This is a genomic window from Pseudomonas fluorescens, from assembly GCF_018614775.1.
Classification (GTDB): Bacteria; Pseudomonadota; Gammaproteobacteria; order Pseudomonadales; family Pseudomonadaceae; genus Aquipseudomonas; species Aquipseudomonas fluorescens_BY.
In genome coordinates this window covers 94,676-113,581 of sequence record NZ_JAGGOF010000025.1, presented here as the reverse complement: position 1 = coordinate 113,581, position 18,906 = coordinate 94,676, and the positions used below count along the sequence as shown (strand labels likewise).

Sequence of the window (18,906 nt, the reverse complement as noted above, 5' to 3'; positions counted from 1 at the left end):
ATCAATTTGACGGGCGCGGGATCAAGGCCTTTGACCGATGCTCATTTCCAGCTGGCCAATGCCATCGATGCCGGCGGTGATGACGTCACCCGGTTGCAGCAGATCGACGCCAGCCGGGCTGCCGGTCATGATCAGGTCGCCGGCCCGCAATGCCACCGACTGGGAAATGCGACTGATCATTTCGCTGACCGACCAGATCTGGCTGTCGAGGCTGTCGCGCTGGCGCTCTTCGCCGTTCACGCTCAACCACAACTCGCCGTCTGGGTGCCCCGCCCGTGAGACCGGCACGATGGCGGTCATTGGCGCCGCTGCGTCGAACACCTTTGCGCCCTCCCAAGGCAAGCCGTTGCGCTTGGCCATGCGCTGGACATCGCGCCGGGTCAGATCAAGCCCGGCGGCGTAGCCCCAGACATAAGCCAGCGCCTGGCTCTCGGGAATGTTCGCGCCGCCCTCACCGATGGCCACGACCAATTCGATTTCGTGGACGAACTCTTCCGTCACCGACGGATACGGCACTTCACCGACCGCATCCACCACCGTGCTGGCCGGCTTCATGAAGAACACCGGTGGCTGGCGGTTCTGGCCTTGGCTGTCTGGCCATGGGTAGTTGCGACCGACACAAAACACCCGGCCGACGGGAAAACGCTGCGGGGTGCCGACCACCGGCAAAGTCACTGGCAGGTCCGGGGTAAAGACGTACTCGGGCATGTTCATCCTGGTAAAAAGTCCTGTTGGTGGTGTCAGCGTACGGCGGCAATCCCGGGTGAAGTTGGAGGAATGCCGCCTCGTCTTGGAGAAAAACGGTTTTCTTGACTCAGCGCGCCTTGAGTTCAATGCGATACAGGCGGCCGAGCAACAACGAATAGGACAACGTGCCGATCAGCGCCACGCCGCCGATGAACCAGAAGGCCAGGGCGAACGAGCCGGTCTTGTGGACGATCGCGCCGATCACGATGGGGGTGACAATGCCGCCGATGTTGGCGGCCAGGCTGGTGACGCCGCCAGTCAGCCCGATCAGTTCCTTGGGCGCCACTTCCGAGACCGCCGCCCACGAGGACGAGGCGATGCCTTGGGCGAAGAAGGCGATGGTCAGGATGGCAATGCAGATCACGTTCGAATCGGTGAAATTCACCAGGACAATGGACATGCCCAGCATCGATCCGACCACCAGGGGCAACTTGCGTGCGAAGGACAGCGAATAGCCACGGCGAATCAACAGGTCGGAGACGATCCCCGCCAGCAGGATGCCGACGGTCGCGCCCACGAACGGCAGCACGGCGAAAATTCCGGCCTTGATCATGGTCAGTTGACGCTCTTCGATCAGGTAGGTCGGAAACCATGTGAGGAAAAAGTACAGCGCCGAGGTGCTGGCGAACTTACCGATACAGATCGCCCAGACCTGACGGTAGCTGAACAGCTCCGTAATCTGCCGCCAGTTGAAGCGGGTGCGCTCCTGGCTGCTCTTGACCAGCCCGCCCCCGGCTTCGATGTACTTCAACTCTTCCTTGCTGACTTTCTTGCAGTTCATCGGGTCGCGATAAAGGTACAGCCAGGCCACGCCAAACACGACACCGAGGGCGCCGGTGCTGTAGAAAACATGCCGCCAGTCGTAGGTCGTTGCCAGCCAAAGCAGCGCGCCAGTAAACAGCGCCGTGCCCAGGTATTGGCCGCAGACGTAGATACTGCTCGCCATGCCCCGCTCGCGCGCCGGGAACCACACCGTGACCGCCCGGCTGTTGGCCGGAAATGCCGGCGCTTCCATCGCGCCCACCGCCAGGCGTAGCCCGAACAATGAGGCAAACCCCGTGGCGAAACCCTGGCACACGGTGACGGTCGACCAACTGATCAGCGACACCCCGTAGGTGAAGCGGGAACCGAAGCGGTCGGCAATGAACCCGGCGGGCACCAATGCCAGTGCATAAGTCCAGGCAAAGGCGGAAAAGATCAGGCCCATTTCAATCTTGTCCAGGCCCAGGTCCTTGGCCAGGAACGGTGCAGCAATCGAGATATTCACCCGGTCGATGTAGTTGATGATGGTCGCGATCAACAGCAACGACAGCATGAACCAGCGCCGCCGCGACGGCAGTCGCTGCGGCACTGCAGCGTCCCGGGCGCCGGTGATCACCGGCGCGGCGGTGGTCTGGGAGGTGTGGGAATTCGACATGAGTAGACCTCGTTATTGTTAGAAGCGTCGAAATGTTTACGAGCAGCCGAAGCCGTTGCCCTCGATGTCGGGGCAGCACGATTGCTACTGGAATGAGAAATGCGAACCGCCGGTGTCAGACGGTGCAAGACACCGCGCAACAGGCTGTGCCGTGGGAAACGTCGGGAGGGTCAGCGAGTAATGGAAACCGCTTCATGATGAGCGCACCTCTTGATTGTTTTTGGATAAGCGTCGGTTGCGTGGCCTTACAGTGGTCGTACAACCATTCAAAATCAACCGAAGCGTTAGATCGTTTTTTTCGCTCGAAGCTACACGGATGGGCCCTGTCCAAAAAATACAAATCAGCTGGTTTTTTTAGAGCCTTTTTACATAACTCACAACTCACTGTTTTAAAAAGAGAAATTCTTCAAATGCGGATTAATGGTTTTGGACAACCATCTTCTACCCGGAGAACACCAAAAACTCACGCACAGGACCTCTCATCGTATAACTCCTTGTAAGTCAGTCGGATGCGCGCTCACAATCACAGCCATCGCCATGTACCCGTAGAGGATTCCCAGGAGATGCCCGCACCGAGCCGAGTCCCCACCTATGTCATGCAGCAGCGCAGTGAATTGACGGACTTCTACATCCGCGACAAGAAGGGACGGCGCGCCGAAACCAGCCCCCATCGCCATGAGTACTTTCAGATCCAGATCAACCTGGGCGGCGATACGGTGCAACACGTCGGCAACGCCGAACGTCCATTCCCGCGCAATACCCTGGCCTTCATCCTGCCCCACCGGGTGCATGTGATCCCGCACCCGGCCAACAGCAACTTCATGGTGATCAACTTTTCCCAGACCTTCCTGCTGCCGCATTTGCAGTGCGACCCGATGGACCTGGAGGAAGTGTCGATTCTGCTGGCACCGGAGTTGTCGCCCTTCCGCTTCCAGGAACACCTGGACTTCATCCTGGGCGATGAGGATTTCGCCCGGGTCTGCGGCCTGATCGAGCAGATGCGCCTGCTCGATGAAAATCGCCAGTTCGGCACCCGCGAGATGCTCAAGGGCCTGTTGCTGCAATTGATCGGCAGTGTCTGCACCCTCTACGCCGAACCGCTCAAACGGTTGGCGGAAGAGAATGCCGCCGAAGTCAGTCGCCGCGATGCGTTGGGCCGGATGTCCGAATACCTGCGCAAGAACATCGCCGACCCCGACCTCAACCTGATCAAGGTGGCGGCCGCGACTTACCTGTCACCGACCTACCTGACCCACTGGCTGCGCAAGGAAATCGGCAAGACCTTCACCGAACTGGTGCTGGAGCGACGGATGCACGCGGCACGCAACTATCTGCTCAATGGAACGCGCCCGGTGGGTGAAGTGGCGCGGTTGTGCGGGTTTGCCGACGAGGCCTATTTCTCCCGGCGCTTTCGGCAGATCCACGGGCAGCCGCCGGGGCAATTCAGAAAGCAGCAGTTGAATCCGGATACGCCGCAGTTGCCGTTGAATACCTGACTTACCCGCCCTGTTCAGCGCGTTTTGTCACCGGCGGCAATAGTCTCGGCAGCGGCTTGACGGCATAATGCACGCACTTTTTCAGCGTGAGTGATGGTCATTATGGATGACTCGGGTTCGGGCAAAGTCTTGCTGGTGGAGGACGACGAAAAGCTCAGCGGGTTGATCGCAAGTTTCCTCGCGCAACATGGCTTTGACGTACGTGAAGTGCACCGAGGCGACCTTGCCCTGGGCGCGTTCATCGAGTTCAAACCGACGATGGTTGTTCTTGATCTCATGCTGCCCGGCCAGAGTGGCTTGCACGTCTGCCGGGAGATTCGCGCACTCAGCGATACACCGATCGTCATCCTCACCGCCAGGGAGGACGACCTGGACCATATCCTCGGCCTGGAGTCCGGCGCCGATGACTATGTGATCAAGCCCATCAAGCCCCCTGTGCTGCTTGCACGCCTGCGCGCCTTGCAGCGCCGCCATACGCCACAAAGCACCGCCGGGAGTGTCCTGGAATTCGGCCGCCTGACGATCGACCGGACCTGCCGTGAAGCACGCCTGGCCGGCGAGCTGATCGAACTCACCACCATGGAATTCGAACTGCTCTGGCTGCTGGCGGACAATGCTGGATTAACGTTGTCCCGTGATGACATTCTCAATCAGATGCGTGGCATTGCCTTCGATGGCATGAACCGCAGTGTCGATGTCTATATCAGCAAACTGCGGGGCAAGCTCAAGGACAATCCACGCGAACCGGTGTGTATCAAGACCATCTGGGGCAAGGGCTACCTGTTCAACCCCTTCGCCTGGGAATTGTAGATGCTGCGCCTTTTCCTTGGCCTGTATCTGATGCTCGCAATCGGCCTGGTCCTGGCATTGCAGGCGGTCGAGCATACTTTCGATGCGCTGCTCGACGGGCAGATGCAGACCTTCCACCGCGAGTCGTTTCGCGGGCAGGCGCAGGCCTTGGTCAAGCAACTGCGCGATGTGCATGGCGAACAGCGAGAACAGCAACTGGAGGCCTTGCGTCCTGATTCCGGCCTTGAGTTGGCGCTGGTACAAGCCGATCAGCTGGCACTGAGCGACGCCGAGAAAAAGTTACTGGCCGATAACAAACTGGTGCTGCGTGACAAGTACACGCAGCTCTTCAGCCGCATCGACAACGGCAATCAATTGCTGAGCCTCAAGCTGCCGCTCGAGCCCAACTTCATACCGTTTTACATCGGCGCCGCCTACCTGATGCTGGCGGTATTGGTGGGCATCATTCTGTTCTTCTGGGTGCGTCCACACTGGCGCGACCTGGAAAGGCTGCGCCTGGCCGCACAACGCTTCGGGGACAATGATCTATCAGCGCGGGTCCGCATGTCCCAGCGTTCCAGCATCAGCGAAGTAGCCGGGCATTTCGACCTCATGGCCGCGCGCATCGAAGGCCTGATCGCCAACCAGCGAGAACTGACCAATGCGGTCTCCCATGAGCTGCGCACGCCCATCGCACGCCTGAACTTCGAACTCGACCAGCTCAAGCAATGCCAGGATCCTGCCAATGCCCGTCAATTGATCGATGACATGTACGCAGACCTCGGTGAGTTGGAAGACATGGTTTCCGAGCTGCTGACTTACGCCAGCCTGGAACACGGTGCGACGGCAATCAGCCTGCAACGCATCGAAGCCAGTAGCTGGCTGGACAGCGTGGTCGCCAGTGTCACGCTGGAGGCCGAGGCCGGTCACATCGAGGTGCGTGTGGTGGCCTGCCAGGTCGAGACGTTCGACATCGAACCGCGCTTCATGGCCAGGGCAGTGATCAATCTGCTGCGCAACGCCATTCGTTATGCCGACGGTCACGTCCACGTATCGCTGTTGCGCAACGCTGATCACTATCGGTTGCAGGTCGACGACGATGGTCCGGGTGTACCGGTAGAGGGGCGGGAGAAGATTTTTGAACCGTTCTCGCGGCTCGACACCAGTCGTGATCGGCGCACCGGAGGATTCGGCCTGGGGCTGGCGCTGGTGCGTCGCGTCGCGCAGTCCCATGGAGGCCAGGTGCAAGCGGGGGATTCGGCTTTGGGCGGCGCTTCCTTGCGCATGACCTGGCCCGTCCAGCGCTAAACCGCGCCGGGCAGGCGCAGGCGTCAGAACGAGTAGATCACCTGCGCGGCCAGCGAGCTCTGCAAACGGCGCTCGACAATCGGGCTGTCGGCAGCGTCGTTCGCCAGGTAATCGACCGTCGCCACGGTCGATACACTCCAACGCTCGTCGATCGGCAGCGTCCAGGTCAACTCTGCACCGCGGCTGAACATCCCGCCACGGGCACTGTAGGCATGAAATTGGCTGCGCGACGCCTGGGCCTCGCTGACGCCGTACCAGGTGCGCACGTAATCACTGTCGCCAAACTGGCTGTTGACACTGCCCACCAGCTCGCCCATCCGCCCCTTGTACAGCGGCAGGCTCAGGCTCAATTTCAGACGATTGTAGGCCGATCCGGTGTCGGGCTCGTCCTTGTCCTCTTCTGCGGCATGTTCAAAGTTGGCGCCCAGGATCACCGCGCCCAGGTGGTAGGTCCCGTCCAGGCCCAGCACAGGGCGCGACTTGATTGAACCCATGCCATTGAGTTCGTCCGAGCCTTTGAATTTGGAACGTCGATCTTTGCGCGAGGCGCTGCCGTTGACATAGACACTGAGGCCGAAGTCGTCGCCATCGAACGCCCAGCCCAAGCCCTTGTCGGTGTCCAGGAAGAACCCGCCGGGACTGGTGATTCCTCCTCCGAGCATCGGCACCAGCGCACGCTCGGTAGCGCCGCTGTAACGTGGCGCGCTAGCGGCGCCGGCATGCAAGCTGTAATGCCAGTCCTCGGCGCGCAGGGCGGTGGCCGGGAGCAGCAGGCAAACGGAAGACAGGCACAATAGGCGAAGCGAAATAGACATGGTGACATCCGATGAGGTTGGGATGCGCCCATGCTAGGTGGCGGTCGGCCGACAATCTTTGGCAGCTTTGTCGTGAAATTGTCAAAGACTGTAAACCCGGGCACCCGGCAGCGCCGTGCACTTTTTAACAATCCTTTGCAAAGCTCATGAAGTTGCCATGGACTCGCCCTTGTTAGGGTGCGCTTCCCATTTGCAACGCTTCGAGCTTTTCATGAAAACCGTACACCCGCTTCGCATGTTGTGCCTGGCGTGCTGCCTGACGGGCACCCAGGCCCACGCCACCAGCTTCGTCATGACCACCGACCTCACCGTAAGCTTGAGCATGAGCGCCAGCAAAGGCACCAGCAGCTCGTTCAAGGACGACAAGATCGTGCTGGCGGCCAAGGACGACGCCGCCGCTTTCGTCGCCAGCAACGGCGACATTCGCGGCGCCCGCGTGGAGGCGGCGTTTGCCCATATTCGCGAAGTGCTCAAGGATCCTTCGGTATCCGATCAGCAACTGGCCAATGCAATCCTGGCGCTTTGACCATCCTCCCATCCTGTCGTGTATCGCAGTGTGTCTGAACGATATCCCGGTACACGATGTTTCACCCGCTCATGAATCCGACACAGCCCAGACACCTCGCCACGTTCAAATGCCTCCACGGTTTGAAGGGGATCGCCCAGAGCCCCTGACCACGGCACGCAACGGAGGCACCACCATGAAGAAGGCAATGCAGCACGGCAAGACCCAGCGTCATCTGTTCGGTTCGTCGATTCTGGCCCTCACCCTGCTCGGCGCACTCGGCGCGGCCAACGCGCAATCGGCTACCGGCGCGCCGTCGGCCTCGACCGAAGCGGGCGCCGCCCAGGTGACGCCCGCGCCGTTCGGCCCACTGAAGCACATCGAGGCAGGCTTGCTGGACGTGGCGTATGCCGAAACAGGCCCGGCCGACGGCCCGGTGGTGATTCTCCTGCACGGCTGGCCCTACGATATCCACAGCTATGACGAGGTGGCCCCCTTGCTTGCCGCCAAGGGTTATCGGGTGCTGATGCCGTATGCCCGTGGCTACGGCGAGACGCACTTCCGGTCCGCGAAAACCCTGCGCAACGGTCAACCGGCCGCCCTGGCCAGCGATGTCATCGACTTCATGGATGCACTGAAGATCAAGCACGCGGTGCTCGGCGGCTACGATTGGGGCGCGCGCTCGGCGGACATCGTCTCGGCGCTATGGCCGGAGCGGGTCAAGGCGTTGGTGTCGGTCAGCGGCTATCTGATCGGCAACCAGGCGGCCGGGCAGAATCCGCTGCCGCCCAAGGCTGAGTTGCAGTGGTGGTATCAGTTCTATTTCGCCACCGATCGCGGCCGCGCCGGGTATGAGAAAAATACCCATGATTTCGCCAAGTTGATCTGGCAATCGGCTTCGCCGAAATGGGCGTTCGATGACGCCACATTCGACCGGAGCGCCAAGGCCCTGGAAAACCCTGACCACGTTGACATCACGGTATTCAATTACCGCTGGCGCCTGGGGCTGGTCAAGGGTGAAAGCCGCTACGACGCGTTGGAACAGCAACTGGCGACGGCGCCCTCCATCAGCGTGCCGACCATCACCCTGGAAGGTGACGCCAATGGAGCGCCGCACCCGGCGCCGGCGGATTACGCCAAGCGCTTCACGGGCAAGTACGCGTTCCGGTTGATCAGCGGCGGCATCGGCCACAACCTGCCACAGGAAGATCCGCACGCCTTCGCCCAAGCGGTGATTGATGCGGATCATCTCTGATGCCGTACTGAACGCCGAACTTCAATCGAACCCCTCGCAGCGCCACGGGTCTGCTTCTGTAACACGTCTACGGAAGCTGATTTTATGTCTCCACACCAGAGCCTGGTTCTACTGGCACGCGGCGGCTATGCCGCCCGTGGCGTTATTTACCTGATCATCGGCCTTTTTGCCTTGCTGGCCGCCAAAGATTCGAGCACCCCGAAGGACAGCCACAAGAGTCTGGAAATGTTGCTCAGCCAACCCTTCGGCCATGCGCTGGTGGCGCTGGTGGTGGCCGGGCTGCTCGCCTTCGCCGGTTGGCGCGTGCTGCAAGCCACCCGTGATGTCGACCATCACGGTAAAGACCTCAAGGGCTGGGTGATCCGGGCAGGTTTATTGGCCGGCGGCCTGGTCAACGGCGCGTTGGCGTTCTTTGCCTTGAGCCTGCTCATCAGTGGCATCAGACGTTCGGGCGGCTCCGGCGGCGGACAGAGCCAGGACCTGCTCGCGCACCTGTTGTCCTGGGACCACTCGAATGTGCTGGTCTACCTCATCGCCCTCGTGCCTCTGGGCGTGGGCATTGCGCACATTATCAAAGGCTGGAAGGCGTCATTCGAGAAGTACTTTGAAGCAGACGAAGACGTCATGCGCTATGTGCGTCCGGTGTCGCGCTTCGGTCTTATTGCACGAGGGGTGGTGTTTATCGAAATCGCCCTGCTGCTGATCGTCAGTGGTTCGACCTACAAAGCCATGGACCCACCCGGGATGAAAGATGCCCTCGATGCGGTGCAGAATCTGCCGGCCGGCGGAGTGGCGTTGATGGTCATGGCCTTGGGACTGATTGCTTTCTCGGTCTACAGCTTTTCCGAAGCGGCCTGGCGCAGGATAAACATGGACGTGCCAGGCGTGCCGGACAGATAGCATCGGCGCAGGCTTTGCGCGGATTTGCTGTTGGACTGGGACCTGCTCAAAGAAATCCAACGCCGCCCATCACATTGGCTTGACCCGCTATTGGGCGATGCTTTTAGTCAGCGCCGCCTTGAGCGCTTCCGACACCAGCGCGGTCAGGAGCGGCTTGGAACTCGACTGCATGTATTGACCGATCTCTGCTTGCCGCTCCCGCACTTTCGATGCGTACTTCGATGCACGACCTTCCGTCGCCAGGGATGACAACTCCTCCGGGGAGAACGACTGCTCATAGGCCACGGCAAGGTTCTCATCCCACTTGGGTTGGTAGCGCGGCAACAACGCGTTGATTTCTTCGGACAACGCACTGTTCGCCCGCGCGTTACCCAGTTTTTCGGCAATCATTGCGTAGGTGGTCGTGTTTTTTCCCGCCAACAGTGCGAGGGAAGGCAGATTCCTGCCGATCTTTTCCTGGGTAACCAGGCTGCGAGCAGCACTGAGGGAAGGCGACTCAGCAGAGGCGGTCGTTGAAAACGCGATGATCGCCGTCAAGGCGATAACGGTGTGAGAGATCCTTTTCATTGTCCAGCCCCATTGTATTTTTCCGTCTCGGCCATCAGCTTGGCAATTTTGACATGAACTTTCTCCAGTCCTGCGCCGCTCATACTGTATTTCTGCATGGTCTTATCTCTGGCAGGCTATGCCAGGCGCCCTCCTTGACGCACACAACGCCCCCATGAGGTACGTTTTGATGAATGAGTATAACCATCCGGCGTAACGGCGAAAGCTGGGGACGTCCCTGGGCTTTCTGACTGGCGCTTGAAAACAAAGCCGGCTCCCGAATCGCTCTAGGCTGTACCACTTTCGTCGCTCGCCCGAACGGATGGGATCAGATGGTTCAGCGGCAGCGAGCGTCTGAACATGATGGGCTTCGCCTCGGGCTGGATGCGGCCAACCTTGCGGAGGCTTTTCCGGCCTGAAATGCAGTTGTTATGTAGATTACGAAGTGGGTTGGGCGGGGTCGATGGGCTTGCGCAGCGTATAGCAACCAGCTACACGCAGATGTACCGTTGCCCTGGAACCGATTCAACGGCTTCAAAACTCAATCGATAGATCTCTCAAACGAAGATCACATTAAGCGAAGTACTGAGACATTTCCAAGGCGGGACTACTTATGACCGTAAGCACCTCAAGCATAGAAACCGTAGAAAGATCCAAACCCGTTTCCATCAACATGAGAGCGGACGAAAAAAACGGAACCTGATCGATCTGGCAGCGGCAATGTCCGGTCGTGATCGAACCAGCTTCATCCTGGAAGCTGCTTGTCAGAAAGCAGAGGAAGTCATTCTGGATAAGCGGCTGTTCCTTCTCGACGATGTTGCATTTGACGCATTCGAACAGGCCATGGACGCCAACCCGATTCGAGGCAACAAGTGCCTGCAACAACTTCTCGAAAGGCCCAAACGGTGGAGCTGAGAGCTCCAGAAAAGCTGAACGATGACCACATCCTGGATGAGTTCGATTCAGGCATGCAGTCGATCAACGATTACCTTCTACGACAGGCGCGAAAGGCTCAAGCGGCAAAGCAGGCCGTGGTCTACGTCATCTGCCGCAAGGATACGCCTATCGTCATGGGGTATTACACGCTGTCGAGCGGTTCGGTTGCCCCCGAGCATGTGGTTCCAAAGAGCCGCCAACGCAACTCCCCGAACGTCCAGTGACACTCCTGGGTCGCATGGGGATTACCCTCGAAGCTCAAGGCCAAGGTTTTGCGCTCGACTTGTTGCAAGACGCGATTGAACGAACAATTACCGCGTCGGCTACCATTGGCTCTACCGCGTTGATTGTCCACCCGCTTAATGAGCGCCTGTCGGACTTCTATATAAAATACGCTGGCTTTATAGCGTGCCCGGAGCTTTCACCAGTTACATTAATGTTGCCGCTCCGCTAATTCCTGACGCAATTTTTAACCAGCTATAGCGCAGCGGCTCACGCCGTTAGTGCAACACGTTCTGACCGCTCTTTGGAGACAACGCAATCAGCACTCAGAATTGCTGTCGAGTCCCATATCGCCCTTTTTCCAGACGCCAAAAACCACAAACCCCCGACTTTCTCCAGGAAAATCAAGGGTTTGTGTTTGCAGAATGTGGCGGTGAAGGAGAGATTCGAACTCTCGATACAGTTTCCTGTATACACACTTTCCAGGCGTGCTCCTTAAGCCACTCGGACACTTCACCGTATCTCGACAAACTGTTCAGTCTGTCGAGGCGCGCTAATGTAGTCGAAAGGCTTTCCGATGGCAAAGGTTTTTTCAGAATTTTCATGCGGTTAAGGTGTTCGGGCATTTCAAACCCGCCGGGACATGACAAACCGGCCAATCTCCGGGTTCGTGTGGGCGCGGTGCCAGGGATGAAGGTGGGACAGGATGGGCAGGCCAGGCTGTTTGTGGGGCCTGGGGCTGACCGGTGAGTCAGTCACGGCGCTTTACCTGGCCTGCGCCGGTGGGTAACGTCTGCGTCACTTCTCTTACAAGGAATAGCGTCATGAGCGACCTGATTGCCTACCATTTCGAAGACGGTATCGCGACCCTGACCTTGAACAATGGCAAAGTGAATGCCATCTCGCCCGATGTGATTGTCGCGTTCAATGCTGCGCTGGACCAGGCGACAGCGGATCGGGCGGTGGTGATCATTACCGGGCAACCGGGGATCTTGTCGGGCGGTTACGATCTGAAGGTCATGACGGCTGGCCCCCAGCAAGCGGTGAGCCTGGTCACGGCGGGCTCGACGCTGGCCCGTCGACTGTTGTCGCACCCCTTCCCCGTTGTCGTCGCGTGCCCAGGGCATGCGGTGGCCAAAGGGGCGTTCCTGCTGCTGTCGGCGGACTACCGCATTGGCGTGGACGGGCCGTTCAGCATTGGTCTGAATGAGGTGCAGATCGGCATGACCATGCACCATGCCGGTATTGAGCTGGCCCGTGATCGCCTGCGCAAGTCGGCGTTTCACCGCTCGGTGATCAATGCTGAGATGTTCAACCCGCAGGACGCCGTGGGTGCGGGTTTCCTCGACAAGGTAGTGTCGGCTGAAGAACTGCAAGGTGCAGCGCTGGAAGCAGCACGCCAGTTGAAGAAACTGAACATGAGCGCCCACAAGAACACCAAGCTGAAAGTCCGCAAGGCGCTGCTGGAGACGCTGGACAGGGCAATTCTGCTGGATCAGGAGCACCTGGGTTAACAAGCCTGCTTTCGAAACGAAAAGCCCGACCCCAGCGTCGGGCTTTTTCCTACATACGCCGTTTAAAAGTCCGCAACCGCTCTAGCCTGCTTCCGTCACGCTATTGGGAAACATCTTCACAAACATCGTCCATCTCCTACCTCTATAGGGACAATTGCTGAAAACAGTGCACATCCGTACACTGCGCCACCTTTTGTCCCAATGGGGCCTGTGATGTTGTTTGCACTGCGTATGTTGTTGATGGGTCTGAATTTTATTCTGGCGGGTGTGCTGGGGGTGCTCATCGGCGCCTGCCGGCCGTTCAACGCGGACAACAGCCGTTTATGCGCCAGGTTGTATGCACTGCCGGCGATGTGGATTCTGCGCTTGCGGTTCAGGGCCGACGTGGCCACGCTGGTGAATAAACCCCAGAGCTGCGTGATCATCGCCAACCACCAATCCAACTATGACCTGTTTGTGTTCGGTAACGTGGTGCCCCGCCGTACCGTGTGCATCGGCAAGAAAAGCCTGAAGTGGGTGCCGCTGTTCGGGCAACTGTTCTGGCTGGCCGGTAATGTGCTGATCGACCGTGGCAACGCGATCAAGGCGCGCCAGTCGATGCTGACCACCACCCATACGTTGCAACACGAGGATACGTCGATCTGGGTGTTCCCCGAAGGCACGCGCAACCTTGGCGAAGACCTGTTGCCGTTCAAGAAAGGCGCGTTCCAGATGGCCATAGCCGCCGGAGTGCCGATTGTCCCGGTGTGCGTCAGCAATTACGTCAAGCATATGCGCCTCGATCGCTGGCGCAGCGGTGACATTCTCATACGCTCGCTGCCACCGATTCCTACAGCGGGGATGACTATGGACGACATGCCCCAACTCATCGCCCAATGCCGTGAGCAAATGCGTGACTGCATCGCTTCATTGGACCGGCAAGTCCAAACGGCTTGAGCGCAAACCCGCCCATGACGGATTTTCCTTGGCCCGGGAAACTCGGCGGATTTTGCTGACTCTCAAGCCATAGGGCGCGCTAAGCTGAATGCCGCCTGCATTGCCATTTTTTCCAATAAGAAGTGAATCACCACCATGGGTAGAGTCGTTGCTGCTGCGGTTTACAGCGCCGGTAAGAAAGTCACCAATATCACCCTTGACGAAGGCAGCGCCTGGGCGGCGAAGCCCGGACACTTTGTCTGGATCGGTCTCGAAGAACCCAGCGCCCAGGAGCTGACCAACCTGCAGCGTCAATTCAATCTGCACGAGCTGGCGATTGAAGATGCGATGGAGAAGCACAGCCGCCCCAAGCTTGAAACCTTCGGCGATGCGCTGTTTATCGTCACCTACTCGCCAATCCGCAAGGACGGCAAGCTGCAGTTCATCGAAACCCATATCTTTGCCGGCAAGGGTTACATCATCACCGCCCGTAACGGCCACTCAGCGTCCTACGCCCATGTCCGACAACGCTGTGAGGCGCGGCCCATCCTGCTCAAGCATGGGGAGGATTTCGTCCTCTACGCCATTCTCGACTTCGTGATCGAAAATTATCAGCCGGTGGGAGAAGCCATTCACGCCGAGATCGATGAGCTGGAACGCAATGTGTTGTGCAGTGCATTGAATGAGCGCGATATCCAGAATCTGCACAGCCTGCGCCGCGACGTGTTGCGTCTGCGCCGGTATGCGGCGCCGATGGTGGAGATCAGCGAAGAATTGCAGAAGCTGGACTTCCCCTTCATCGACAAGAACATGACGCCCTATTTCCGCGATGTGCAGATTCATGTCACACGGCAGATGGAAGACCTGGCAACGCTGGCAGATGTCGCCAGCCAGACCATCGAAATAGGCGTGCTGCTCGAGGCATCGCGCCAGAGCGTGGTTCAGAGAAAGTTCGCGGCCTGGGCAGCGATCCTGGCGTTTCCGACGGCGGTGGCCGGGATTTATGGGATGAACTTCGAGAACATGCCGGAGCTGACCTGGCACTATGGGTATTTCCTGGTGTTGAGCCTTATCGGCGTGGGATGCACCGCGCTGTGGGCCAGCTTCAAGCGGTCTGGGTGGTTGTAGGTGCGCGCGCCCTGGTGGGAGCGAGCCTGCTCGCGATAGCGGTGGGTCAGCCTGCTGCGACACTGGACGTGCTGGCCCCATCGCGAGCAGGCTCGCTCCCACATTGAGTCTTCAGCAATGTTTCAGTCCTGGGTCATCGCCTGCGGCTTGTGGGCAACAAAGCGCATCATCCACTCCGCCACGGTGGTGCCGTGGTGTTCCTGGTCGAGACTCGCCATGCCCTGGCTGTAGATCTGCTCGCCCAGGTGCTGCTGGCGAATGTCCAGCAAGGCCCGGGAATAATCGTGGATGAACTCCGGGTGGCCTTGGAAGCACAGCACCTGGTCGTTGATGTGATAGGCGGCGAACGGACAAAAATCGCTGGAGGCGATCACCGTGGCGTTTTCGGGCAATTCGGTGACCTGGTCCTGGTGGCTGATGAGCAGCGTCAGCTCTTCCTTCACCGGGTTCATCCATGGCGCCTTGGCGGCGAGTTTATAGCGATGGGTGCCGACGCCCCAGCCTTGGCTGGCGCGCTCGGTCTTGCCGCCCAGCAACAGCGCCAGCAATTGATGACCAAAGCACACGCCCAACAATTTGTCGCCCCGCTGATAGCGGTCCAGCAGGTAGGTCTTGAGCGTTTGAATCCAGGGATCGGTGCCGAAGGAGTCGGCCTTGCTACCGGTTACCAGATAGGCGTCGAACTGCTCGCTATCATCCGGGTAGTGCCCCTCCATCACGTTGTACACGATAAAGTCGGCTGCTATCGGCTGCTGGGAAAACAGCCGCTGGAACATCTGCCCGTACCCCTGATATTGGTCGACCAGTTCCGGACGCAGGATATCGGTTTCCAAAATGCAGATGCGTAGCGACATAAAAAATACCTGACACGATGATGGGAATATTGCACACCCCAGAGCCTGCCTTGAAACACGGTCCCAGGCAAGCCCTCACTGGTGGTCAGAACAATTCCCGCTTGGCGGCTTTTTCCAACAACAAGGCCGGCGGCGAGAAACGTTCGCCGTATTGCTCGGCCAGGTACTGGGCACGGGCAACGAAATCCTGCAGGCCGTACTGATTGATGAACTGCAGCGCACCACCGGTCCAGGCCGCAAAGCCAATACCGAAGATTGACCCTACGTTGGCATCGGCTGTCGAGGTGAGCACGCCCTCCTCCACGCAGCGTACGGTTTCCAGCGCCTGGATGAACAGCAGGCGATCGCGGATATCCTGTGGCGAAATCTGCGCGTCAACTTTCTCGAACCTGCTTTTGAGCGTTGGCCAAAGCTGTTTTTGCCCCGTAGCCGGATAGTCATAGAAACCGGCGCCGGCAGCCTTGCCAGGCCGCTTGTACTCGTGGAGCAGCAAGTCAATCACGGCGAAGGCCGGGTGCTCAATCGGCTCTTTCCCTTCTGCACGCAGGTCTTGGGCGGTTTGCGCGCGGATATGGCTCATCAGGCTGAGGGAAACTTCGTCAGAGACGGCCAGAGGCCCGACCGGCATCCCGGCCTTGCGCGCTTCGGTTTCGATCATCGGTGCACTTACACCCTCGCCGAGCATCGCGATACCTTCGTTCGTGAAGGTGCCAAACACCCGCGAAGTAAAGAAACCACGACTGTCGTTGACCACAATCGGCGTCTTGTTGATCTGCAGGACAAAATCGAAACCCCGCGCCAGCGTCTCAACGCTGGTGCGCGCGCCCTTGATGATTTCCACCAAGGGCATCTTTTCCACCGGGCTGAAGAAATGCAGGCCAATGAATTTCGTCGGGTCGGCCACTGCCAGGGCCAGGCCGGTGATCGGCAGTGTTGAGGTATTGGAGGCGACCACCGCTTCGAGCCCCGCCACGGCCTGGGCGGCGGCCGATACCTGAGCTTTCAATTGGCGATCTTCGAACACCGCTTCGATGATCAGATCGCAACCTGCCAGGTCAGCGTCGCTGTCGCTGGGGTGAATCCGCGCCAGCGTCGCGGCGCGCTGCTCGGCGCCAAGCTGGCCACGGGTGACCTTCTTGTCCAGCAGCGCGGCCGAACGGGCCTTGCCCTTTTCAGCCGAGGCCAGGTCGACGTCCTTGAGCACCACCTGAATCCCCGCGATGGCACTGACATAGGCAATACCGGCCCCCATCATGCCGGCACCGAGAACGCCGACCTTACGCGTCAGGTAGGGCGCAAGTCCCTGCGGGCGCGAGCCGCCGGCCTTGATTTCGTTGAGCTGGAACCAGAAGGTGCCAATCAGGTTTTTTGCCACCTGGCCGGTGGTCAGCTCGGTGAAATAGCGGGCTTCGATCAGGTGCGCGGTGTTGAAGTCCACTTGGGCGCCCTCCACGGCGGCGCAAAGGATCTTCTCCGGCGCAGGCAGGCAACCCTGGGTCTTGTTGCGCAGGATCGAAGGCGCAATCGCCAACATTTGCGCGACCTTCGGGTCGCTCGGTGTGCCGCCCGGAATCCGATAGCCCCGCGCATCCCACGGCTGGACCACGCTGGGGTTGGCAAGAATCCAGGCCCTGGATTTGGCCAGCAGCTCGTGATGATCCTGTGCCAATTCGTCGAGCAAGCCCGCCTGCAACGCTTGTTGTGGATGGATCTTTTTCCCCTCCAGCAGATACGGCAACGCCTTTTCCAGACCGAGCAGGCGAACCATCCGCACCACCCCGCCGCCGCCCGGCAGCAGGCCGAGGGTGACTTCCGGCAGGCCGATCTGCACCGACGGGTGATCCAGCGCCACGCGATGATGACAGGCCAGGCAGATTTCCCAGCCTCCGCCCAGCGCCGCGCCGTTGATCGCCGCCACCACCGGTTTACCCAAGGTTTCCAGAGTGCGCAGTTGCGCCTTGAGCCCCAGAACCCTCTCATAGAACGCCTGGGCCTCGGGTTTACCGACTTTGACCAGTTCGTTGAGGTCACCGCCGGCGAAGAAGGTTTGCTTGGCCGAGGTGATGATCACGCCGGCGATTGAATCTTTCTCAGCGACCAATCGGGTCACGCAGGCTGCCATGGCCTCGCGGTAGGCCGCGTTCATGGTGTTGGCGCTCTGGCCCGGCAAGTCCAGGGTCAAGACGACGATCCGGTCGTCGCCGGTTTCGTAGCGGATGGCATCGGTCATGAAAAAGTGTTCCTTGAAGTCAGGGCTCAGAGGCGTTCAATGACAGTGGCAATGCCCATGCCGCCGCCGACACACAGGGTCGCCAGGCCATAGCGCAGGCGCCGGGCTTCCAACTCATCGAGCAAGGTGCCGAGGATTGCGCACCCGGTGGCGCCCAAGGGATGCCCCAAGGCGATGGAGCCACCGTTGACGTTGACCTTGGAGGGGTCGATGGCCATGTCCTTGATGAACTTGAGCACGACTGAAGCGAATGCTTCGTTGACTTCGAACAGGTCAATGTCCTCGATCCGCAATCCGGCCTTGATCAAGGCCTTGCGGGTGGCTGGCGCCGGGCCGGTGAGCATGATGGTCGGTTCGGTGCTGGTAACGGCCGTAGCGACAATGCGCGCCCGAGGTTGCAGGCCCAGCGCGCGCCCCTTGGCCTCGGAACCGATCAACATCAGCGCCGCACCGTCGACGATCCCGGAGCTGTTGCCCGCCGTGTGCACATGATTGATTCGCTCGACATGGCTGTAGACCCGCAACGCGGTGCCGTTGAAGCCCATCTGGCCCACGGCTTCGAAACTCGGCCTGAGTTTGCCCAGGCCTTCGAGCGTGGCGTCGGTGCGGATGAATTCATCGTGGTCCAGCAACACAATGCCATTCTGGTCCCTTACAGCCACCAGAGACTTGTCGAACGAACCGTCAGCCCGCGCCCGTGCGGCTTTTTGCTGGGAATGCAGCGCGTAGGCATCGACGTCCTCGCGGCTGAAGCCCTCCAGGGTGGCGATCAGATCGGCACCGATACCCTGGGGAATGAAGTGGCCAGAACCGGTTGAGCTGCACACCCGCGACGCTGACATCCCAGTCGGCTATCAATGCAGCGGTCTTGGCGATATCGGCGCCTTGCTCGCCCACGGGCGTCACACACCCCAGCACGATGTCGTCAACCTGACGGGTGTCCAGGCGCATGCGCTGCTGCAAGGCGCTGAGCAACCCGCCCACCAGGCTTACCGGCTTGACACTGTACAAGGCACCATCAGCCTTGCCCTTGCCACGCGGCGTACGCAATGCATCGAAAATCAAAGCCTGGGTCATGACATCCTCTAGCCACGGGGCGTAATACGAGATCTCCACCATAAGCCCAGCGGTCACTGATTCAATGACCGCAATGCTCAATGAGGCTGACGGCCACGCTCAGACGAACGGTAGTGAGCTATCGGGTTAACCGTTTCAGGAAGGCAAGCCGTCTAGCAAAAGGGCCTGCAAGCAGATGGCAATAGGCCTCATGCCTTTTTTATAGCGAGAGACATACGATTGATATGAATTGGATCTAAGCCAATGCGGCTG

The 18,906-nt window shown here is 59.5% G+C and carries 17 protein-coding genes, 1 tRNA gene and 1 pseudogene; 11 read left to right on the top strand and 8 right to left on the bottom strand.

The genetic code is table 11. The features are described 5' to 3' along the window. Window positions 1-21: 21 nt before the first annotated feature. Window positions 22-714 (bottom strand): fumarylacetoacetate hydrolase family protein, encoded by a 693-nt coding sequence (locus J7E36_RS07415; protein WP_215001394.1) that lies wholly within the window; start codon window positions 712-714, stop codon window positions 22-24. 100 nt (window positions 715-814) lie between these two features. Beyond that, complete coding sequence (locus J7E36_RS07410) at window positions 815-2,164, bottom strand: MFS transporter (RefSeq protein WP_215001392.1); 1,350 nt, start codon at window positions 2,162-2,164, stop codon at window positions 815-817. Between the two features lie 563 nt (window positions 2,165-2,727). Between J7E36_RS07410 and J7E36_RS07405 the strand changes: the two genes are divergently transcribed. From J7E36_RS07405 to J7E36_RS07395, 3 genes are all read left to right on the top strand, one after another. After that, the gene (locus J7E36_RS07405) at window positions 2,728-3,660 is read left to right on the top strand and encodes a helix-turn-helix transcriptional regulator (protein ID WP_215001390.1); all 933 of its coding nucleotides are present in this window, start codon (window positions 2,728-2,730) and stop codon (window positions 3,658-3,660) included. A 102-nt stretch (window positions 3,661-3,762) separates the two neighbouring features. Beyond that, on the top strand, window positions 3,763-4,470 hold the full coding sequence (locus J7E36_RS07400) for a response regulator (RefSeq protein WP_215001388.1): 708 nt from the start codon (window positions 3,763-3,765) through the stop codon (window positions 4,468-4,470). Further along, entirely contained in the window at window positions 4,471-5,757 is a 1,287-nt protein-coding gene (locus J7E36_RS07395; RefSeq protein WP_215001386.1) for an ATP-binding protein, read from the top strand. 23 nt (window positions 5,758-5,780) lie between these two features. Here the strand turns inward: J7E36_RS07395 and J7E36_RS07390 are convergent, their stop codons facing one another. Next, a complete protein-coding gene (locus J7E36_RS07390; RefSeq protein WP_215001384.1) occupies window positions 5,781-6,572 on the bottom strand; it encodes a MipA/OmpV family protein in 792 nt (263 codons plus the stop codon). A gap of 211 nt (window positions 6,573-6,783) precedes the next feature. Here J7E36_RS07390 and J7E36_RS07385 point away from each other — a divergent pair, with 211 nt between their 5' ends. The 3 genes from J7E36_RS07385 (at window position 6,784) to J7E36_RS07375 (ending at window position 9,232) form a co-directional block, all read left to right on the top strand. Beyond that, window positions 6,784-7,098 (top strand): DUF2388 domain-containing protein, encoded by a 315-nt coding sequence (locus J7E36_RS07385; protein WP_215001382.1) that lies wholly within the window; start codon window positions 6,784-6,786, stop codon window positions 7,096-7,098. A 175-nt stretch (window positions 7,099-7,273) separates the two neighbouring features. Further along, window positions 7,274-8,332: an alpha/beta fold hydrolase gene (locus J7E36_RS07380; protein WP_215001381.1), complete on the top strand. Its 1,059-nt coding sequence runs from the start codon at window positions 7,274-7,276 to the stop codon at window positions 8,330-8,332. An 84-nt stretch (window positions 8,333-8,416) separates the two neighbouring features. Then, window positions 8,417-9,232: a DUF1206 domain-containing protein gene (locus J7E36_RS07375; RefSeq protein ID WP_215001379.1), complete on the top strand. Its 816-nt coding sequence runs from the start codon at window positions 8,417-8,419 to the stop codon at window positions 9,230-9,232. 87 nt (window positions 9,233-9,319) lie between these two features. On the opposite strand, the gene J7E36_RS07370 is transcribed toward J7E36_RS07375, so the two are convergent. Beyond that, window positions 9,320-9,769, bottom strand: a complete 450-nt coding sequence (locus tag J7E36_RS07370) for a hypothetical protein (protein ID WP_231286332.1) — start codon at window positions 9,767-9,769, stop codon at window positions 9,320-9,322. Between the two features lie 729 nt (window positions 9,770-10,498). On the opposite strand from J7E36_RS07370, the gene J7E36_RS25215 reads away from it, so the two are divergent. Beyond that, a complete protein-coding gene (locus J7E36_RS25215; protein ID WP_231286331.1) occupies window positions 10,499-10,693 on the top strand; it encodes a DUF1778 domain-containing protein in 195 nt (64 codons plus the stop codon). After that, window positions 10,684-10,938 (top strand): hypothetical protein, encoded by a 255-nt coding sequence (locus J7E36_RS25210; RefSeq protein ID WP_231286330.1) that lies wholly within the window; start codon window positions 10,684-10,686, stop codon window positions 10,936-10,938. Before J7E36_RS25215 ends, J7E36_RS25210 begins: the two co-directional genes overlap by 10 nt. Before the next feature lie 426 nt (window positions 10,939-11,364). On the opposite strand, the gene J7E36_RS07355 is transcribed toward J7E36_RS25210, so the two are convergent. Next, window positions 11,365-11,454, bottom strand: a tRNA-Ser gene (locus J7E36_RS07355). 306 nt (window positions 11,455-11,760) lie between these two features. Here J7E36_RS07355 and J7E36_RS07350 point away from each other — a divergent pair. The 3 genes from J7E36_RS07350 to J7E36_RS07340 all read left to right on the top strand — a co-directional run bounded on the left by J7E36_RS07350 (window position 11,761) and on the right by J7E36_RS07340 (window position 14,493). Next, window positions 11,761-12,450, top strand: coding sequence for a crotonase/enoyl-CoA hydratase family protein (locus J7E36_RS07350; protein WP_215001375.1), 690 nt, complete (start codon window positions 11,761-11,763; stop codon window positions 12,448-12,450). A gap of 213 nt (window positions 12,451-12,663) precedes the next feature. Continuing rightward, on the top strand, window positions 12,664-13,386 hold the full coding sequence (locus J7E36_RS07345) for a lysophospholipid acyltransferase family protein (protein ID WP_215001373.1): 723 nt from the start codon (window positions 12,664-12,666) through the stop codon (window positions 13,384-13,386). A 135-nt stretch (window positions 13,387-13,521) separates the two neighbouring features. Continuing rightward, window positions 13,522-14,493: a magnesium and cobalt transport protein CorA gene (locus J7E36_RS07340; protein WP_215001371.1), complete on the top strand. Its 972-nt coding sequence runs from the start codon at window positions 13,522-13,524 to the stop codon at window positions 14,491-14,493. Between the two features lie 122 nt (window positions 14,494-14,615). Here the strand turns inward: J7E36_RS07340 and J7E36_RS07335 are convergent, their stop codons facing one another. The 3 genes and pseudogenes from J7E36_RS07335 to J7E36_RS07325 form a co-directional block, all read right to left on the bottom strand. Continuing rightward, window positions 14,616-15,347, bottom strand: a complete 732-nt coding sequence (locus J7E36_RS07335; RefSeq protein ID WP_215001369.1) for an amidotransferase — start codon at window positions 15,345-15,347, stop codon at window positions 14,616-14,618. 85 nt (window positions 15,348-15,432) lie between these two features. Then, complete coding sequence (locus tag J7E36_RS07330; RefSeq protein WP_215001367.1) at window positions 15,433-17,577, bottom strand: 3-hydroxyacyl-CoA dehydrogenase NAD-binding domain-containing protein; 2,145 nt, start codon at window positions 17,575-17,577, stop codon at window positions 15,433-15,435. 26 nt (window positions 17,578-17,603) lie between these two features. Beyond that, a pseudogene (locus tag J7E36_RS07325) lies at window positions 17,604-18,654 on the bottom strand (acetyl-CoA C-acyltransferase). Window positions 18,655-18,906: the final 252 nt, after the last annotated feature.

Excerpts from the sequence above, each read along its gene's own strand:
- J7E36_RS07400 (WP_215001388.1), top strand. The coding sequence starts at position 3,763 with ATGGATGACTCGGGTTCGGGCAAAGTCTTGCTGGTGGAGGACGACGAA.
- J7E36_RS07350 (WP_215001375.1), top strand. The coding sequence starts at position 11,761 with ATGAGCGACCTGATTGCCTACCATTTCGAAGACGGTATCGCGACCCTG.
- J7E36_RS07410 (WP_215001392.1), bottom strand. The coding sequence starts at position 2,164 with ATGTCGAATTCCCACACCTCCCAGACCACCGCCGCGCCGGTGATCACC.
- J7E36_RS07340 (WP_215001371.1), top strand. The coding sequence starts at position 13,522 with ATGGGTAGAGTCGTTGCTGCTGCGGTTTACAGCGCCGGTAAGAAAGTC.
- J7E36_RS07415 (WP_215001394.1), bottom strand. The coding sequence starts at position 714 with ATGAACATGCCCGAGTACGTCTTTACCCCGGACCTGCCAGTGACTTTG.
- J7E36_RS07405 (WP_215001390.1), top strand. The coding sequence starts at position 2,728 with ATGCCCGCACCGAGCCGAGTCCCCACCTATGTCATGCAGCAGCGCAGT.
- J7E36_RS07375 (WP_215001379.1), top strand. The coding sequence starts at position 8,417 with ATGTCTCCACACCAGAGCCTGGTTCTACTGGCACGCGGCGGCTATGCC.
- J7E36_RS07345 (WP_215001373.1), top strand. The coding sequence starts at position 12,664 with ATGTTGTTTGCACTGCGTATGTTGTTGATGGGTCTGAATTTTATTCTG.
- J7E36_RS07385 (WP_215001382.1), top strand. The coding sequence starts at position 6,784 with ATGAAAACCGTACACCCGCTTCGCATGTTGTGCCTGGCGTGCTGCCTG.
- J7E36_RS07395 (WP_215001386.1), top strand. The coding sequence starts at position 4,471 with ATGCTGCGCCTTTTCCTTGGCCTGTATCTGATGCTCGCAATCGGCCTG.
- J7E36_RS07335 (WP_215001369.1), bottom strand. The coding sequence starts at position 15,347 with ATGTCGCTACGCATCTGCATTTTGGAAACCGATATCCTGCGTCCGGAA.
- J7E36_RS25215 (WP_231286331.1), top strand. The coding sequence starts at position 10,499 with ATGTCCGGTCGTGATCGAACCAGCTTCATCCTGGAAGCTGCTTGTCAG.
- J7E36_RS07390 (WP_215001384.1), bottom strand. The coding sequence starts at position 6,572 with ATGTCTATTTCGCTTCGCCTATTGTGCCTGTCTTCCGTTTGCCTGCTG.
- J7E36_RS07380 (WP_215001381.1), top strand. The coding sequence starts at position 7,274 with ATGAAGAAGGCAATGCAGCACGGCAAGACCCAGCGTCATCTGTTCGGT.
- J7E36_RS07330 (WP_215001367.1), bottom strand. The coding sequence starts at position 17,577 with ATGACCGATGCCATCCGCTACGAAACCGGCGACGACCGGATCGTCGTC.